The 16,116-nt window shown below is 76.5% G+C and carries 15 protein-coding genes; 11 read left to right on the top strand and 4 right to left on the bottom strand.

Going from position 1 to position 16,116, the window contains the following annotated elements; all coding sequences use genetic code 11:
- The first annotated feature begins 100 nt into the window (after positions 1-100).
- The 3 genes from VGB14_08830 to VGB14_08820 all read left to right on the top strand — a co-directional run bounded on the left by VGB14_08830 (position 101) and on the right by VGB14_08820 (position 5,334).
- Positions 101-1,009 (top strand): ABC transporter permease, encoded by a 909-nt coding sequence (locus tag VGB14_08830; protein ID HEX9993016.1) that lies wholly within the window; start codon positions 101-103, stop codon positions 1,007-1,009.
- A gap of 140 nt (positions 1,010-1,149) precedes the next feature.
- Positions 1,150-2,673 (top strand): phospholipase A2, encoded by a 1,524-nt coding sequence (locus VGB14_08825; GenBank protein ID HEX9993015.1) that lies wholly within the window; start codon positions 1,150-1,152, stop codon positions 2,671-2,673.
- A gap of 39 nt (positions 2,674-2,712) precedes the next feature.
- Positions 2,713-5,334 carry a LuxR C-terminal-related transcriptional regulator gene (locus VGB14_08820; protein HEX9993014.1) on the top strand — a complete coding sequence of 874 codons (2,622 nt, stop codon included), beginning with the start codon at positions 2,713-2,715 and terminating at the stop codon, positions 5,332-5,334.
- On the opposite strand, the gene VGB14_08815 is transcribed toward VGB14_08820, so the two are convergent.
- A complete protein-coding gene (locus VGB14_08815) occupies positions 5,331-5,822 on the bottom strand; it encodes a hypothetical protein (protein ID HEX9993013.1) in 492 nt (163 codons plus the stop codon). The two genes, VGB14_08820 and VGB14_08815, sit on opposite strands and share 4 nt — an antisense overlap.
- Positions 5,819-6,346 carry an ATP-binding protein gene (locus VGB14_08810; protein ID HEX9993012.1) on the bottom strand — a complete coding sequence of 176 codons (528 nt, stop codon included), beginning with the start codon at positions 6,344-6,346 and terminating at the stop codon, positions 5,819-5,821. Before VGB14_08810 ends, VGB14_08815 begins: the two co-directional genes overlap by 4 nt.
- A gap of 84 nt (positions 6,347-6,430) precedes the next feature.
- On the opposite strand from VGB14_08810, the gene VGB14_08805 reads away from it, so the two are divergent.
- The 7 genes from VGB14_08805 to VGB14_08775 all read left to right on the top strand — a co-directional run bounded on the left by VGB14_08805 (position 6,431) and on the right by VGB14_08775 (position 14,003).
- Positions 6,431-6,637: a rhodanese-like domain-containing protein gene (locus VGB14_08805; GenBank protein HEX9993011.1), complete on the top strand. Its 207-nt coding sequence runs from the start codon at positions 6,431-6,433 to the stop codon at positions 6,635-6,637.
- Between the two features lie 63 nt (positions 6,638-6,700).
- Complete coding sequence (locus tag VGB14_08800; GenBank protein HEX9993010.1) at positions 6,701-7,105, top strand: CBS domain-containing protein; 405 nt, start codon at positions 6,701-6,703, stop codon at positions 7,103-7,105.
- Complete coding sequence (locus tag VGB14_08795; GenBank protein ID HEX9993009.1) at positions 7,092-8,069, top strand: TIGR03557 family F420-dependent LLM class oxidoreductase; 978 nt, start codon at positions 7,092-7,094, stop codon at positions 8,067-8,069. Before VGB14_08800 ends, VGB14_08795 begins: the two co-directional genes overlap by 14 nt.
- Positions 8,066-9,889, top strand: coding sequence for a glycoside hydrolase family 15 protein (locus VGB14_08790; GenBank protein ID HEX9993008.1), 1,824 nt, complete (start codon positions 8,066-8,068; stop codon positions 9,887-9,889). Before VGB14_08795 ends, VGB14_08790 begins: the two co-directional genes overlap by 4 nt.
- A gap of 179 nt (positions 9,890-10,068) precedes the next feature.
- Positions 10,069-12,426, top strand: coding sequence for a phosphoketolase family protein (locus VGB14_08785; protein HEX9993007.1), 2,358 nt, complete (start codon positions 10,069-10,071; stop codon positions 12,424-12,426).
- Positions 12,414-13,496 carry an acetate/propionate family kinase gene (locus VGB14_08780; GenBank protein ID HEX9993006.1) on the top strand — a complete coding sequence of 361 codons (1,083 nt, stop codon included), beginning with the start codon at positions 12,414-12,416 and terminating at the stop codon, positions 13,494-13,496. The genes VGB14_08785 and VGB14_08780 overlap by 13 nt, the downstream gene beginning before the upstream one ends.
- 102 nt (positions 13,497-13,598) lie before the next feature.
- Complete coding sequence (locus VGB14_08775; protein ID HEX9993005.1) at positions 13,599-14,003, top strand: CopD family protein; 405 nt, start codon at positions 13,599-13,601, stop codon at positions 14,001-14,003.
- A 4-nt stretch (positions 14,004-14,007) separates the two neighbouring features.
- On the opposite strand, the gene VGB14_08770 is transcribed toward VGB14_08775, so the two are convergent.
- A complete protein-coding gene (locus tag VGB14_08770) occupies positions 14,008-14,754 on the bottom strand; it encodes a hypothetical protein (GenBank protein ID HEX9993004.1) in 747 nt (248 codons plus the stop codon).
- Between the two features lie 59 nt (positions 14,755-14,813).
- Here VGB14_08770 and VGB14_08765 point away from each other — a divergent pair, with 59 nt between their 5' ends.
- On the top strand, positions 14,814-15,332 hold the full coding sequence (locus tag VGB14_08765; GenBank protein ID HEX9993003.1) for a YbaK/EbsC family protein: 519 nt from the start codon (positions 14,814-14,816) through the stop codon (positions 15,330-15,332).
- Here the strand turns inward: VGB14_08765 and VGB14_08760 are convergent.
- Positions 15,329-16,116 (bottom strand): GNAT family N-acetyltransferase (locus VGB14_08760; protein HEX9993002.1); only part of this gene is annotated, 788 nt, incomplete at its 5' end. The two genes, VGB14_08765 and VGB14_08760, sit on opposite strands and share 4 nt — an antisense overlap.

Below are 16,116 nucleotides of genomic sequence, written 5' to 3'. Positions count from 1 at the left end.
AGGTGCGCCGCCATGCCGGGGACTGACCCGGCCGGCCCGACGTGCCGGCGCGCGGCCGGCCCGCCCTCGACCGACCGACTGCGCCCCGAGGTGCGCCGCCATGCCTGCCACTGACCGTTCCACCATCCGCCGCCGGCCCGTCGCCGGGCGCGACGGGCTCGACGCCGAGCTGGCCGGGCTCGACGCGCTGGAGCTGGCCCCGGCGCCCGGGCCGGGGCGGCGCCGGCGGGCCTGGTCGGCGGCCTGGCCGAAGCTGGCCGCCGCCGCCCTCGGGCTGTTCCTCTGGCAGGTCGTCGTCTGGGCCGGGTGGAAGTCGAGCTACGTCCTCCCCGGCCCAGGCCCGGTGTTCCGGGCGCTCGGCGACCTCGCCGCGTCCGGCTCGCTGGCCGAGGCCGTGGCCAACACGATGCGCCGGGGCCTCACCGGGTTCGCGCTGTCGATCCTGATCGGCGTCGTCCTCGGCGTGGCCGTGGCCCAGGTGCGGGTGCTGCGGACGGCGTTCGGGTCGCTCATCACCGGCCTCCAGACCATGCCGTCGATCGCCTGGTTCCCCCTCGCCGTCCTGCTGTTCCAGCGGTCCGAGAAGGCCATCCTGTTCGTCGTGATCCTCGGCAGCGCGCCGTCGATCGCCAACGGCCTCGTCGCCGGCGTCGACACGATCCCGCCCCTCCTCCTGCGGGCCGGCCGCGTGCTCGGCGCCCGGGGCGCCGCCCGGCTGCGCTACGTCGTCATGCCGGCCGCCCTGCCGTCCTTCGTCGCCGGCCTGAAGCAGGGCTGGTCGTTCTCGTGGCGCAGCCTGCTCGCCGGCGAGCTGCTCGTGATCATCGCCAACAAGAAGTCGATTGGCAGCCAGATGGAGTTCGCCCGGCAGTTCTCGAACGCCGAGCAGCTGATCGGCCTGATGCTGGTGGTGCTGGTGATCGGCATCGTGATCGACGCCGTCGTGTTCGGCACCGTCGAGCGCCGCATCCGCCGCCGCTGGGGCCTGGTCGACCCGGCCGGCGACTGACCCGGCCGCCCGGTGCGGTGAGTACGTGCCGTACTCATGACACCGGTCACCCTCCTCCCTGACGATCGCCCTCGGCGCCGGCGCGGGCCGGCGTCAGGGAGGAGGAGCCCATGTCCCGGTTCACCCGACGCGCCTGTGTGGTGGCCGTCGTGCTGGGCCTGTTCGCGGGACCGTTCGCCGGCATCCGGCCGGCGGACGCCATGGAGCCGGTGGAGGACGGGTCGGCCGAGGCCGCCGTCTGGCCGGCGCCGTCGCCCAGCGCGGCCATGGCGCCCGACGGGTCCTACCCGCAGAGCGAGGCCGCCGTCCAGTCCCTCGTCGACCAGGTGGAGTACGCGCAGAGCACCGACCAGCTGCTCGCCATGGTCCCCGACGAGGTGTACCAGGAGTACCCGGAGCTGCCCGACCTGATCAGGGGGACCGAGCCGGCGACGACCAGCCAGTTCGCCGACGTCGTCGTCCACTCCGGGGAGGACATCCCGGCGTGCCCGGCCGCCGGCTCCCGGCTGCTGCCCGGCCTGCCCGGCCCGTACGGCTACTACCAGCCGAACCCGACCAACAACTGGTGCATGCCGAACAGCGAGGACAACGGCTGCAACGCCATCCCGGACCACCGCTGGTACTACGACTTCCGGGGCGCCTGCCGCCAGCACGACCTGGGCTACCGGTGGACCCCGGTCGGCAAGTTCGCCATCGACAACCGGTTCTTCACCGACATGGCCGCCGACTGCTCGCGGCGCAGCGTCGCCACCAAGGGCCTGTGCTACACGGCGGCCGGCATCGTGTGGTTCGGCGTGGTCGCCTTCGGCGGGTTCGCCTACGGCAACACCCAGTGGCCCGGCTACAACACGCCCGGCTCGCCACTCCCGCTCCCGGCCAACACCGGGTGCGAGCAGGCCTCGCACGCCCGCTTCGAGACCTTCGGCCTCGGCACCACCCTGCGCCAGGGGGCGCGGGTGTACCTCACCGGCGTGGTCCGCAAGTGGAGCCGGGTGCTGTTCCAGTTCCGCAACTCGGCCGGCACGCTCGTCGCCGACCACATGACCTACTTCGCCCGTGACAACTGCGTCGTCCACCACGAGCAGGAGGGGTTCAACACGCGGCTCCTGCCCCAGGGGACGATCACGGTGACGGCGACGTTCACGAAGTGGGAGACGAACGAGGTCGTCACCGTCGCCCTGCCCACGCTCCAGATCCTCCCGCCGGCCACGGGGAGCACCACGTGCGCGCAGTACAGCTACGGCGGCGTGGCCACCTTCGCCGGCAACACCCTCCAGCAGGGGGCGACCGTCTACCTGACCGGCGTGGTCAAGCGGTACACGCCGATCCTGTTCCAGTTCTACGACGGCAGCGGCAACTGGATCACCTCCCACCAGACCCAGCCGGCCCGCTCCAACTGCGTCGTCCACCACGAGCCGGAGTGGTTCAGCACCTGGCGGCTCCCGGTCGGCACGGTGCGGGTGTCGGCCACCTACGTCGAGTGGGAGACCGACCAGTGGGTGACCAAGGACGTCGCCTGGCTGAACATCACGGCGCCGCCCACGTCCGGCGGTGGCGACGGCGGCGGCGGCTACGAGGACCCGCCGCCCGACCCGTGCGGCTACCAGCAGCCCTACGAGCCGAACTACGACGGCAGCCAGATGGAGCAGCCGATCATGTGCTGAGCTTGTGCCTCCCTTAACCATCCCGGCCTCCAACCTGGGGTGGTGCGGGAACCACGGAGCGAAGCACCCTTCGTCGGGCGCGCGGCCACCCTCGCCGAGGTGGCCGCCGCCCTCGCCGCCGGCGCCGGCGCCCTCGTCACGGGGGCGCCGGGCGTCGGCAAGAGCCGGGTGGTGGCCGAGGCGGCCAGGGCGCCGGCGGGGTTCCGCCGGGTCCTGTCCGTCACGGCCACGCCGGCCGGCCGCTCGATCCCGTTCGGAGCGTTCGCGGCGGCCATCTCGCCCGGCACGCTCGCCGGCCGGGACGGGCTCGGCGCGCTGGCGTCGGCGCTGGCCGAGGTGGCGCCGGCCGGGCCGGGCCGGGTGCTGCTGTGCGTCGACGACGTGCACCACCTGGACCCCCGCTCGACGGCGCTCGTGGACCGGGCGGTGCGCAGCGGGCGGGCGACCGTCCTGCTGACGGCGAGGACGGGCGAGGTCGTCCCCGACGAGGTCCTCGCCCTCTGGAAGGACCAGCTGCTGCACCGGATGGAGCTCGGGCCGCTGGAGCGGACCGCCCACGACCGCCTGCTCGTCGGGCTGGTGGGCGGGCCGGTCGACGGGTCCAGCCGGGACGCCATGTGGCGGATCACCGACGGGAACCCGCTGTTCGCGAGGGAGCTGGTGGCCGACGCCGTCGCCCACGGCACGCTCGCCGCCCACCGGGGGGTGTGGCGCTGGAGCGGCGCCATCGGCGAGCGCTGGGGCCTCGTCGACCTGGTCGAGAGCCGCATCGCCGCCGCCGGCCGGGCCGTGCGCCCCGTGCTCGAGGTCGTGGCCTGGGGCGAGCCGGTGCCGCTGGCCATCGTCGAGCGCCTCGTCGAGTCCGACCCGCTGGAGTGGGCCGAGGGCGGGGGGCTCCTCCGGGTCGCCGACGACGGCGGCCGCCTCGCCTGCCGGCTGGCCCACCCGCTGTTCGGCGAGGTGGTCCGGGCGACCACGCCGCTGACCCGGGCCCGGCGCCTGGCCCGCCGGCTGGCCGCCGAGTTCGCCGTGCTCGGCACCGACCGCTGGGACGACCTGCTCAGGGCGGCCGTCCTCCAGCTCCAGGCCGGCGTGGCCGACCGGCCCGAGCTGTTCCTGCCCGCCGCCCGCCAGGCCATGGCCCGCTTCGCGTTCGCGCTGGCCGAGCGGCTGGCCCAGGCCGCGGTCGACGCCGGCGGCGGCGCGGCCGCCAACCAGGTGCTGGCCGAGGCGCTGACCAACCAGGGCCGGCACTCCGAGGCCGTCGTCGTCATCGACGCCGCCCACGGCGTGGCCGGCGGCCTGGCCGAGCGGGCCATCCAGCGGGCCACCAACCTCTACTGGGGCCTGGCCCGCACCGAGGACGCCGAGGCCGAGCTGGGCGAGGCGGCCGGGTCGGTGGAGGGCGCCGCCCGCCTGGAGCTGGTCGCCACCCAGGCCTGGATCGCGCTGTTCGACGGGCGCTGCCGGGAGGCGCTCGACGTCGCCGGCGCCGTCCTCACCGCGCCGGACGTGGGGGCGAGGGGGTTCGTGTGGGCGACGACCGCGGCCGTGCCCGCCGCCGCCCTCGTCGGCCGCACCGCCGACGCCGTGGCGGTGGCCGACGCGGGGCTGGCCCTCGCCCACCGGGCGAGGGACGACCACCCCTTCGGCGAGGAGCAGGTCGGGTGGGTGCGCTGCCTCGCCCTCGCGCTGGCCGGCCGGCTGCGGGAGGCGCGGGCGGCGGCCGACGAGGGCTACCGGGCCGCCACCCAGCGCTCGCCGGTGTTCGCCGCCGGGTGGGCCGGGTTCCGGGGGCTGGTCGCCCGGATGGAGGGCCACATGGGCGCGGCCCGGTCGAGCCTCCAGGAGGCGGTCGCCTTCCTCGACGCCGAGGACCCGTACCGGTTCCTCGCCATGTGCCTCGGCCAGCTGGCCGCCGTCCACGCCGTGACCGGCGCGCCGGCCGAGGCCGAGGCGCTGCTGGCCCAGGCCGACGCGGCCGCGGCCGGGTCGCCCGGCAACCGGCTGTTCGAGCCGTGGCTCGACGTCGACCGGGCCTGGGTGGACGCCGCCGCCGGCCGCCGCCGCGAGGCGCTGGCGGCGATGGGCCGGGTGGTGGCGGCGAGCGAGGCGAGGGGCGAGGCGACGATGGCCGCGGTCGCGGCGTACGACCTGGCCCGGCTGGGCGACGCCCCGGCCGCCGTCGCCGCCCTCGACCGGCTGGCGTCGGCGGTCGACTCGCCGCTCGTCGCCGCGCTGGCCGACGCCGCCGGGGCGCTCGCCACCGGCGACGCCGACGCGCTGGAGTCGGTGGCCGAGCGGGTCGGGCGATGCGGCGCGGACCTCCACGCCGCCGAGCTCCTCGCCGTCGCCGCCGGCCGCCACCGCCGGCGGGGGCTGCCCCTGCGGGCGGCGTCGGCCAGGGAGCGGGCCATCGAGCACCTCTCCCGGTGCGGGCCCGTGACCACCCCGCTGCTGTCGACCGGCGACCTCGAGGAGGCGCTCACCGACCGCGAGCGGGAGGTGGCGACGATGGCGGCCAGGGGCCTCACCAGCACGGCGATCGCCGGCCGGCTCGTCGTCTCCCGCCGGACGGTCGACAACCACCTCGGGCGGGTCTACGCCAAGCTCGGCCTGCGGGGCCGGGGGGAGCTGCCCGGCCTGTTCCCGGCCGACTAGCGGGGCGGCGTGGTCGAGGACGGGTCGCCGGCGGCGAAGTCCGGCCAGGGGACGGGCTCGGCGCCGGACAGCTGGTCCACGAACTGGCCGATGAACCACCGCCGGTACGTCCGCACCTCGTCGGACGCGGCCAGGGCGAGCATCCCGCCGGCCCGGCACCACTCGTCGACGTCGTCGAGCACCTCGCCGAGGCGGCGGGCGGCGTCGGCGGCCGAGGCCGGCACCTCGTAGCGCAGGTCGACGGTCGCCCGCCCGTCGGCCAGGGCCTGCTCCAGCTGTGCGCCGGGCCCCGACGTGAACCGGGAGTAGCGCTCGACCTCCTCGCCGAGGGCGATCAGGCGGGCCGGCGCCGTGGACGGGTCCAGGGCGACGAGCTGGAACTCGCGCGTCACGTCGTCGCTGTGCTCGGTGGCCCGGCGGTGCAGGTCGAGGGGGAGGCCGACGAGGTCGACGGGGAGGAGCTCCTCGTCGTCGAGCCGCTCGCTCATCGGTGGGCGGGCGCCGGCACGCGCGCCCTCGGCCGGTCCGACGCCGTCTCCGCCGGCGGGTCCTCCCACCCGCCGAGGGCGGCGAGCGCCTCGAGGTCGTCGAAGGCGACCATGGCGCCGGCGTCGACGTGGTCCCGCCCGCCGGACTCCAGCGCGAGCTCGAACCACACGACCTTGCCGCCGCCCGGCCGGATCTCCGTGCCCCAGGAGGCGGCCATGCGGTCGACGAGCAGCAGGCCCCGGCCGGTCGAGGACTCGACGCCGTAGCCCTTGGCGCGCGGCAGCCGGCTGCTGCCGTCGAGCACCTCGATGCGGATCACGTCGCCGCCCAGGCGGACGACGACCGTCGGCCCGGTCTTCGCGTGGAGCACGGCGTTGGTGACGAGCTCGGACACGAGCAGCTGCGCGGTGTCGGCCAGCGCCTCCTGGCCCCAGTCGCGCAAGGTCGCCTGCACGAAACGGCGCCCGGCGCCCACGCTCTCGGGCGCGGCCGTCAGCGGCAGTCGCACTTCGCCCCCACGCACCGCCTTCTACGCTAGCAACCGCGGTCGTCCGGACTGGACGGCTCGGAGTTGTCGGCGGCCCGCCGGCCGGGTAACCCTTCGCCGGTGCCCACCGACCTCCACGACGTCGAGGAGCTGCGTCGGCTGCTCGACGCCGGCGCCCAGCTGGTGGAGGTCCTGCCGGCGTCGGCCTACGAGCGCGAGCACCTGCCCGGCGCGGTGAACGTCCCCCTCACCGAGCTTCGGGAGGACCGGGTGGGCGACCTCGACCGGTCCCGGCCCGTCGTCGCCTACTGCTTCGACTACCAGTGAGACCTGAGCGCACGGGCCGCGTGGCGGCTCGAACGCCTGGGGCTCGACGAGGTCTACGACTTCGTGCCGGGGAAGGCCGCCTGGCTGGCCGCCGGCCTGCCGTCCGAGGGCCTGCTCGGTGACGCGTCGCGGGCCGGAGCCGTCGCCCACCGCGACGTGCCCACCTGCCGGCCGGACGAGACGGTCGGCGACCTCGCCGAGCGCATGGAGGGGTGGGAGGCCTGCGTGGTGACGAGCGAGGAGGGCGTGGTCCTCGGGCTCGTGCGGCGGGAGGCGCTCGGCGTCCCCGCGGGCACGCCCGTGGAGCGGGCGCTCCAGCCCGGGCCGCCGAGCGTGCGGCCGAGCATCCCGGTCGAGGAGCTCGCCGCGAGCATGCAGGAGGACCACGAGGAGCGGGTGCTGGTGACGACGTTCACCGGGCGCCTCGTCGGGCTCGTCCGCCTCGAGGACCTGCATGGGCAGCACTGAGCCGGGCGCGGTCACCATCGGCTACTGGTTGTCGAGCGAGGAGCACCCGCCCGGGGCCCTCGTCGACAACGCCGTGCGCGCCGAGGAGGCCGGCTTCGACGCGGCGATGATCTCCGACCACTTCCACCCCTGGGTCCCCCGCCAGGGCAACAGCCCGTTCGTGTGGGCGGTGCTCGGCGCCATCGCCCGGGTGACCACCACCCTCCGGGTCGGCACCGGCGTTTCCGCGCCCGTCCACCGCATCCACCCGGTCGTGCTGGCCCAGGCGGCGGCGACGGTCGAGGTGATGATGCCGGGCCGGTTCTTCCTCGGCCTCGGCACCGGCGAGCGGCTGAACGAGCAGTGGGCGGCGCAGCGCTGGCCGAGGGCGGGCGAGCGCCGGGAGATGCTGGAGGAGGCGGTCGACGTCATCCGCCGGCTGTTCGCCGGCAAGAACGTGATCCAGGAGGGCCCGCACTGGCGGGTCGAGCAGGCCCAGCTCTACACGAGGCCGGACCGGCCGCCGCCGATCATGATCGCCGTCAGCGGGTGGCGCAGCGCGGAGATGGCCGGCCGCCTGGGCGACGGGATGATCGGCGTCGCCGCCGAGCCGAAGCACGTCGAGGCGTTCGAGGCGGCCGGCGGCGGCGGCAAGCCCCGCATCGGGCAGGTGCACGTGTGCTGGGCGGAGGACGAGGCCGGCGCCAGGCGGACGGCCCGCGAGTGGTGGCCCCAGGGCGCGCTCCCCGCTCCGCTGCTGTCCGAGCTGTCCCAGCCCTCGCAGTTCGAGGCCGCGGCCCGGATGGTGACCGAGGACGACGTCGCCCGGTCCGTCGTGTGCGGGCCCGACCCCGAACGCCACGTGGACGCCGTCGCCCGCTTCGTCGCCGCCGGGTTCACCGAGGTGTACGTGCACCAGGTCGGCCCGGACCAGGAGGGCTTCCTCCGCTTCTACCGCGACGCCGTGCTGCCCCGCTTCCGTTGACCGACCCGCCCCTCGGCGACCACCGCCTCCTCGGCGACGGCCGGGCGACCGCGCTCGTCCTCCCCGACGGCGAGGTGGACTGGTGGTGCTCGCCGGCGCCCGACGACCCGCCGCTGCTGTGGTCCCTGCTCGACGGGCGGGGCGCGGCCGCCCGCTGGGAGGGAGCCGAGCCGGTGCGCCGCCCCGACGGCCCGCCGGCCGGGCCGACGGCGCGGACCGTCGTGCGGGTGGGCGGGGTCGAGGTCGAGTGCTGGGACGGGCTGGTCGACGGCGGCCTGGCCCGGCTGGTGAGGGCCACGGGCGGGCCGCTCGACGCCGTGCACGTGCTGGCGCTCGGCGGGTTCGACGCCGAGCCGGCGGTGTGGGACGGCGCGACCGCGGTCGTCGCCGGGCGGCGGCTCGCCGTGAGCGGCGGCGAGCCGTGCCCGGAGGGCGACGGCGCCGCAGGCGGCGTGCTGCCGCGGCGGGTGCGGGCGCCGGCCGGGCGGTGGGCCGCGCTCGTCGTCGGCCCCGAGGGCGCGGCCGCCCCGTCGGCCGACGACCTCGCCGCGCGGTTCCGGCGGGCCGAGGAGGCGGAGCGGGCCCGGCTGGCCGCCGCCCGCCTGCCCAGGGGCCACCCCGAGCGGGCCGCCCACGCCCTCGCCGTGCTCCAGGCCTGCACCTACGCGCCGACGGGCGCCGTGCTCGCCGCGCCGACCACGTCGCTGCCCGAGGCGCCGGGGCACGACCGCCAGTTCGACTACCGGTACACGTGGCTGCGGGACGCGTCGCTGGCCGCGTCGGTCGCCGCCCTGCTCGGCGACCTGGCCACCTCCGACCGCTACCTCGCCTTCCTCGCCGGCGCCGGCGCCGAGCGCCTGCTCACCGCGCCCCTCCACACCGTGCGGGGCGAGCGCGTCCCCGCCGAGCGGGAGGTGTCCGGCGTGGCGGGGTGGAAGGGGTCCCGGCCGGTGCGGGTGGGCAACGCCGCCGCCGACCAGGTGCAGTACGACGTGCTCGGCAGCGTCGTCGAGGCCGTGTCCGTGCACGTGCAGCAGGGCGGTCGGCTGACCGGCGAGCTGTGGGACCTCGTCCGCACGTTCGCCGACCGGGCCGCCGAGCCGAGGGACGCGGAGAGCAGCGGCATCTGGGAGCTGCGCCGGCCCCGCGACCTCGTGTCGGCCGACATCGGCCGCTGGCTGGCCCTCGACCGGGCCGTGTGGATCGCCCGCGGGTGGCGGCCCCTGGCCCGCCGCCGGCACTGGGTGGCCGCCCGCCGGGAGGCGAGGGAGCGGGTGCTCGGCGCCCTCCGGCCCGACGGCGGGCTGCCGCAGTCCTACGACGGCGAGGGGTGCGACGGGTCGGCGCTGCTCGCCGTCGTCCTCCGCCTCCTCGACCGGCGCGACCCGCGCGCCTCCCGCCTCGTGGACGCCACCCTCGCCCAGCTGCAGGAGGGCGACGGCCCGCACGTCCGCCGCTACCCGGCGGGCACCGAGGACGGGTTCGGCGGCGTCGAGGGCGCGTTCGTGCCCGTGTCGTGGTGGGCCGTGTCGGCGCTGGCCGCCGTCGGGCGGGTGGACGAGGCGGCCGAGCGGGCCGACCGGCTGTGCGCGGCGCTGCCCGAGCTCATGCCCGAGGAGGTCGACCCCGCGACCGGCGAGGCGCTCGGCAACACGCCGCTCGTCTGGTCGCACATGGAGGTGGCGCGGGCCATGTACCTGCTCGACGTCGCCCGCCTGCGCCGGCGGTGGACGGTCGCCGGCCTGGCCGCCTGGCGGGTCGGCGCGCACGTCGCCATGCGCCGCCGTCGGCGCCGGCCGCCGGTCCCCCCGGTCCGCTGACGACGGCGGCCGGCCGCCGGGCCGGCCGGGCGGACCGCAGCGATGCCGGCTCGTCGCGCCGCCAGTCCCCACGGTCCGCTGGCGCCGGCGCCGGCCGTCGGGCCGGCGCGCTCGCCGCCCCCGCCGGTCCGGCGGTGCCCGGCACGGTTCCGTCCGGCGCCGTGCGGTAGGACCGGGCGATGCCGCCGACCCCGGACCTCGCCCTCGTCGACCGCTGGTGGCGGGCGGCCAACTACCTCGCCGTCGGGCAGATCTACCTGCTCGACAACCCGCTGCTCCGCGAGCCGCTGCTGGCCGAGCACGTCAAGCCCCGGCTCCTCGGCCACTGGGGCACCACCCCGGGCCTCAACCTGCTGTGGGCCCACCTCAACCGGGCCATCGTCGCCAGGGACCTCGAGGTGCTGTTCGTGTGCGGCCCGGGGCACGGCGGGCCGGCCATGGTCGCTAGCACCTGGCTGGAGGGCAGCTACAGCGAGATCTACCCGGCCGTCTCCCGGGACGCCGAGGGCATGGCCCGCCTGTTCCGGCAGTTCTCGTACCCGGGCGGCGTCCCGAGCCACGCCGCGCCCGAGACCCCCGGGTCGATCCACGAGGGCGGCGAGCTCGGCTACTCGCTGTCGCACGCTTACGGGGCGGCGCTCGACAACCCCGGCCTGATCGTCGCCTGCGTGGTCGGCGACGGCGAGGCCGAGACCGGCCCGCTCGCCACCAGCTGGCACTCGACGTCGTTCCTCGACCCGGCCGGCGACGGCGCCGTCCTGCCGATCCTGCACCTGAACGGCTGGAAGATCGCCAACCCCACCGTGCTCGCCCGCATCCCCGAGGACGACCTCCGCAAGCTGTTCGAGGGGTGGGGCCACCGGCCGCTGTTCGTCACCGCCGACGACCCGCCCGAGGTCCACGAGCCGCTGGCCGCGGCGGTCGACGCGGCCGTCGACGACATCCGGTCCATCCAGGACGAGGCCCGCTCGGGCGGCGGCGCCCGGGGCCGGCGGCGGCCCTGGCCGGCCATCGTCCTGCGGACGCCGAAGGGGTGGACCGGCCCGCACGAGGTCGACGGGGTGCTGGTCGAGGGGACGTGGCGGTCCCACCAGGTGCCGGTGGGCGGGGCGAGGACGGACGCCGGCCACCGCCGCGTCCTCGAGGACTGGCTGCGCAGCTACCGCCCCGACGAGCTGTTCGACGAGGACGGCCGCCCGGCCGCCGACCTCGACGGGCTGGTGCCGGCCGGCGACCGGCGCATGGGCGCCACCGCGCACGCGAACGGCGGCCGCCGGCTGCGGCCCCTCGACCTGCCCCCGCTGCACGAGCACGCCGTGCCCGTCGACCAGCCCGGCAAGGGGCAGTCGGAGCCGACGAGGGTCGCCGGGCGTTGGCTCCGCGACGCTTTCGTGCTGAACGCAGCCCACCGGAACGTGCGTGTGTTCGGCCCGGACGAGACCGAGTCGAACCGGCTGGGCGCCGTCTACGACGTCACCGCCAAGGCCTGGCAGGAGGAGGTCCTCCCGGTCGACGAGCACCTGGCCACCGACGGCCGGGTCATGGAGATCCTCTCCGAGCACACGTGCCAGGGCTGGCTGGAGGGCTACCTGCTCACCGGCCGGCACGGCCTGTTCTCGTGCTACGAGGCGTTCACCCACATCGTCGACTCGATGTTCAACCAGCACGCCAAGTGGCTGAAGGTGTCGGCCGGGCTGGAGTGGCGGCGGTCGATCGCCTCGCTCAACTACCTGCTCACCTCCCACGTCTGGCGCCAGGACCACAACGGCTTCTCCCACCAGGACCCGGGCTTCATCGACCACGTCGTCAACAAGCGGGCCGAGGTCGTGCGCGTCTACCTCCCGCCCGACGCCAACACGCTGCTGTCGACCCTGCGCCACTGCCTGGCCAGCCGGGACCACGTCAACGTCGTCGTGGCCGGGAAGCAGCCCACCCCCGACTGGCTGCCGATGGACCAGGCCGACCTGCACTGCGCTCGGGGCATCGGCATCTGGGACTGGGCCGGCAACGAGGACGGCGGGGAGCCCGACGTCGTGATGGCGTGCGCCGGCGACGTGCCGACGCTCGAGACGCTGGCGGCCGTCGCCATCCTCCGCGAGCGCCTGCCCGACGTGCGGGTGCGGGTGGTCAACGTCGTCGACCTGATGCGCCTCCAGCCCGAGGCCGAGCACCCCCACGGGCTGCCCGACCGCGAGTTCGACGCGCTGTTCACCCCCGACCAGCCGGTGATCTTCGCCTACCACGGCTACCCGTGGCTGATCCACCGGCTCACCTACCGGCGGACCAACCACGGCAACCTCCACGTGCGCGGCTACAAGGAGGAGGGCACCACCACCACGCCGTTCGACATGGTCATGCTCAACGACCTCGACCGCTTCCACCTGGTCATGGACGTGATCGACCGGGTGCCGGGCCTCGGGACGCGGGCGGCGAGCGTGCGCCAGGAGATGGTCGACCGGCGGCTGACGGCCAGGGCCCACACCCGCGAGCACGGCGAGGACGTCCCCGAGGTGCGGGACTGGACGTGGCCGCTCTGAGCCGGGTCCTCGTCGTCAACGCCGGGTCGAGCAGCCTGAAGCTGGCGATGGTGGGCGAGGGCGATCAGGTGCTCGGCCGGGCCGAGGTCGAGCGGTGGGGCCGGGGCGATGTCGGGGCGGTGGCCGACGCCGTCCGGCGCTGGGGGCGGCCCGACGCCACCGGGCACCGGGTGGTCCACGGCGGGCCGTCGTTCACCGGGCCGGTGGTCGTCGAGGGCGACGTGCTGGCCCGGATCGAGGCGCTCGCCGACCTCGCCCCGCTCCACCAGCCGGCGGCCGTGGCCGGGCTGCGGGCCGTCGCCGACCTCCTGCCCGGCGTCCCCGCCGTCGCCTGCTTCGACACGGCCTTCCACGCCGGGCTGCCGGCGCCCGCGGCCACCTACGCCCTGCCGTCGGCGTGGCGGGAGCGCTGGGGGCTCCGCCGCTACGGGTTCCACGGCCTGTCCCACGCCTGGGCGGCCGGCCGGGCGGCGGCCATGCTCGGCCGGCCGCTGGAGGACCTGGCCCTCGTCACGTGCCACCTCGGGGCCGGGGCGTCGCTCTGCGCCGTGCTCGGCGGGCGCTCGGTGGACACGACGATGGGGTTCACCCCGCTCGAGGGCCTGGTGATGGCGACCCGGTCGGGGACCGTCGACCCCGGGCTGGTGCTGTGGCTGCTCGACGGCCGGCTCTCGCTGGACGAGGTGGCCGACGGCCTGGAGCACCGCTCCGGCCTGGCCGGCCTCGCCGGGTCGGGCGACGTGCGCGACGTGCTCGCCGGCGGCCACCGGGACGCCCTCGACGTCTACGTGCACCGCCTGGCCAGGGAGGCGGCCGGGATGGTCGCCGCCCTCGGCCGCCTCGACGCGCTCGTGTTCACCGGCGGGGTGGGCGAGCACTCGCCCGAGGTCCGGGCCGGCGCGGCGGCGCGCCTGGCCTTCCTCGGCGTCGCCGTCGACGAGGCCGCCAACGCCGCCTGCCGCCCGGACGCCGACGTCACCGCGCCCGGCGCCGAGGTGGGCGTCCTGGTCGTCGAGTCCAGGGAGGACCTGGAGATCGCCCGCCAGGTGCGGTCGGCGCTGGGCGCCTGACGGCGGGGCGCCACACCCGGTTGGCGGGGCCGGGCGCCGCGGTGGCATCGTCACGGCGCGGGGCGGCGGTCCGGTCGGGCCGGGCGTCCCGCCCGACCCGCCATGCTGCCGTTCACCACCGACACCCTCCGCCTCTCGCTCCACGTGCTGGCCGCCGCCGTCTGGGTCGGCGGGCAGCTCGCCGTCGCCGCCCTCGTGCCCGCCCTGCGCCGGGCCGGGGAGGGCGTGCCCGGCGTGGCCGCCCGGCGCTTCGCCGCCCTCGCCTGGCCGGCGTTCGCCGTGCTCGTGCTGACGGGCGTGTGGAACGTGGTCGACGTGCAGGTGGGCGACACCTCGACGGCGTACCAGGTGACCCTCTTCGTCAAGCTGCTCGTCGTGCTCGTCGCCGGCGTGGCCGCCGCGCTCCACTCGCGGGCCCGGTCGAGGGCGGCCGTGGCGGCGTGGGGCGGGGTGGGCGGCGTCGCCTCCGTCGCCGCCCTCGTCCTCGGCGTCCTCCTGCACGGGTGAGCGGCTACCCCCGCTCGACCGAGACCAGCTCCTCGCGCTCGCCGCTCGTCAGGTCGACCTCGAGCACGACCCCGATGCCCCTGGCGTAGTACTTGCGCTCGACGACGTCGGGCTCGAGCGGGGTGGTGTCCTCGGTGACGAGCAGGTCGTCCCAGGAGCCGAACGGGACGGTGGCCGACTCGCCGAGCGCCACCACCCTGGCCTCGTCCTCGGCGTGGCCCTCGTAGTGCTCCTGGCGGTAGGCGTCGCCGGGCTGCGGATCGGCCTCCATGAGGATCCCGGGCTCGGCGCCGTCCACGCCGGCCTCCCAGCTGCCCTCGGTCGACACGACCTCCCCGTCCTCGTACTCCTTCGTGTCCTCGCCGAGGTACCAGACGTTGCCGTCGGCGTCCTGGGCCAACCAGTCGAAGGTGTCCTCGATGACCTCGCCGTCGACCGTCACCGTGTCCCGCACGACCACGGCCGGCACGCCGGCGATCTCCCTCGTGTCCCCGGTGACGGTGACCACCGTCCGCTGGAGGCCGTCCTCCGTGCGGGCCTCGTACGTGGTCGTCGTGCGCGGCTCGAGCGGGAGCCAGGGGTTGTCGACCGGCCCGCCGTCGAAGCGGGCGGGATTGAACACGAGCGACGTCGACGTGGGCGTCGACGTGGACGTGGAAGACGGGGCCGGCGAGGCCGACGGGGCGTCGTCGCCCCCGCAGGCGGCGGCGAGGGCGAGGGCGACGGCGATCGTGGCGGGGAGCGTGCGCATGCCGCCGACGCTACGGACGGGCCGCTGAAGCGCCCCTGAAGGTCGCTAGCGTCGCCGGGATGACCGCCCTGGAGCCGGACGAGGACGTCGAGGCGGCCGTCGTCGCCCACCTCGAGCGGGCCGGCGTGCCCTACGAGGTGCTCCCGTGCGACCCGGACCTCGCCGACACCGCCGCCTTCTGCGAGGCCTACGGCGTGGCGCCGGAGGACTCGGCCAACACGATCCTCGTCGTCGGCCGGCGCACCGGCGAGCCCGACGTGCACGTCGCCTGCGTGGTGCTGGCCACCACCCGCCTCGACGTCAACCACACCGTGCGCCGGCGCCTCGGCGTGCGCAAGGCGTCCTTCGCCGGTCCGGAGGCGACCGTCGCCGTCACCGGCATGCGCATCGGCGGGGTGACCCCGTTCGGCCTGCCCCGCGGCATCCCGCTCTGGGTCGACGGGCTCGTGCTGAGCCGGCCGTCGGTGATCATCGGCGGCGGAAGCCGGCGGATGAAGGTGCGCACCCCGCCGTCGTCCCTGCTCGCCGTGGACGGCGCCGAGGCCGTCGATGGCCTGGCCGTCCCCGTCGCCCCCTAGATCGACGGCGCCTGCCCCGGCGGGGTGTGGTGCCACATCGTGAACCGCAGGACGGCGACGAACCCGAGGCGCTCGTAGACGGGCCGGCCGTCGTCGCTCGACAGCAGCACGGCCGGCAGCGACGGCCAGGCGGCCACCGACGCCGCCGTCAGCGCCGCCCCGTACCCCCGGCCCCTGGCGTCGGGCAGGGTGGCCACCCAGTTCACCTCGGCCACGGCGTGGGCCGCCCACGACCCGGCGCACGACACGGGCTCGCCGTCCACGTAGCCGACGAACAGCTGGGCCACCTCGTGCAGGTCGTCGCCGAGCACCGGCCCCTCGATGGGGATGCCGAAGCCGCCGGTGAGCACCCGCTCCATGTCCCGCACCTGGTCGGTGGTCGCCACCGGCACGACGTCGAGCCCGGGCGGCGGGGAGGGGAGGGGCGCGGGCGCCCGCACCATCATCGGCGGGTGGCCGACGAGGCCGAGGCCGTAGCGCTCGGGCGGCGGCAGCGGGTACGCGCTGACGAGCGCCCAGCGCCGCTCCTCGGGGAAGAACGAGCGGGCGTGGTCCACGACGGCGTCGAGGTCGACGGCCGGCGGCGGCCGCAGCAGCACGACCGTGTTGTCGAGGCCGATGGGCGAGCCGAGGTCGACGAACGCGGCGTCGTCGGTGCGCTCGGCGGGCCGGCCGGTGCGCTCGGCCCTGGCGTCGCCCCGGTCGGCCATGGCGTGGAGGAACCGGCGGACGAGCGAGTCGCCGACCGGCACCTCGGGCTCCCACCCCGTGACCAGCACGGCCG

The organism is Acidimicrobiales bacterium, from assembly GCA_036399815.1.
Taxonomy (GTDB): domain Bacteria; phylum Actinomycetota; class Acidimicrobiia; order Acidimicrobiales; family DASWMK01; genus DASWMK01.
Note: the sequence above shows the minus strand (reverse complement) of the source record. Positions and strands in the feature narration are given on the sequence as shown.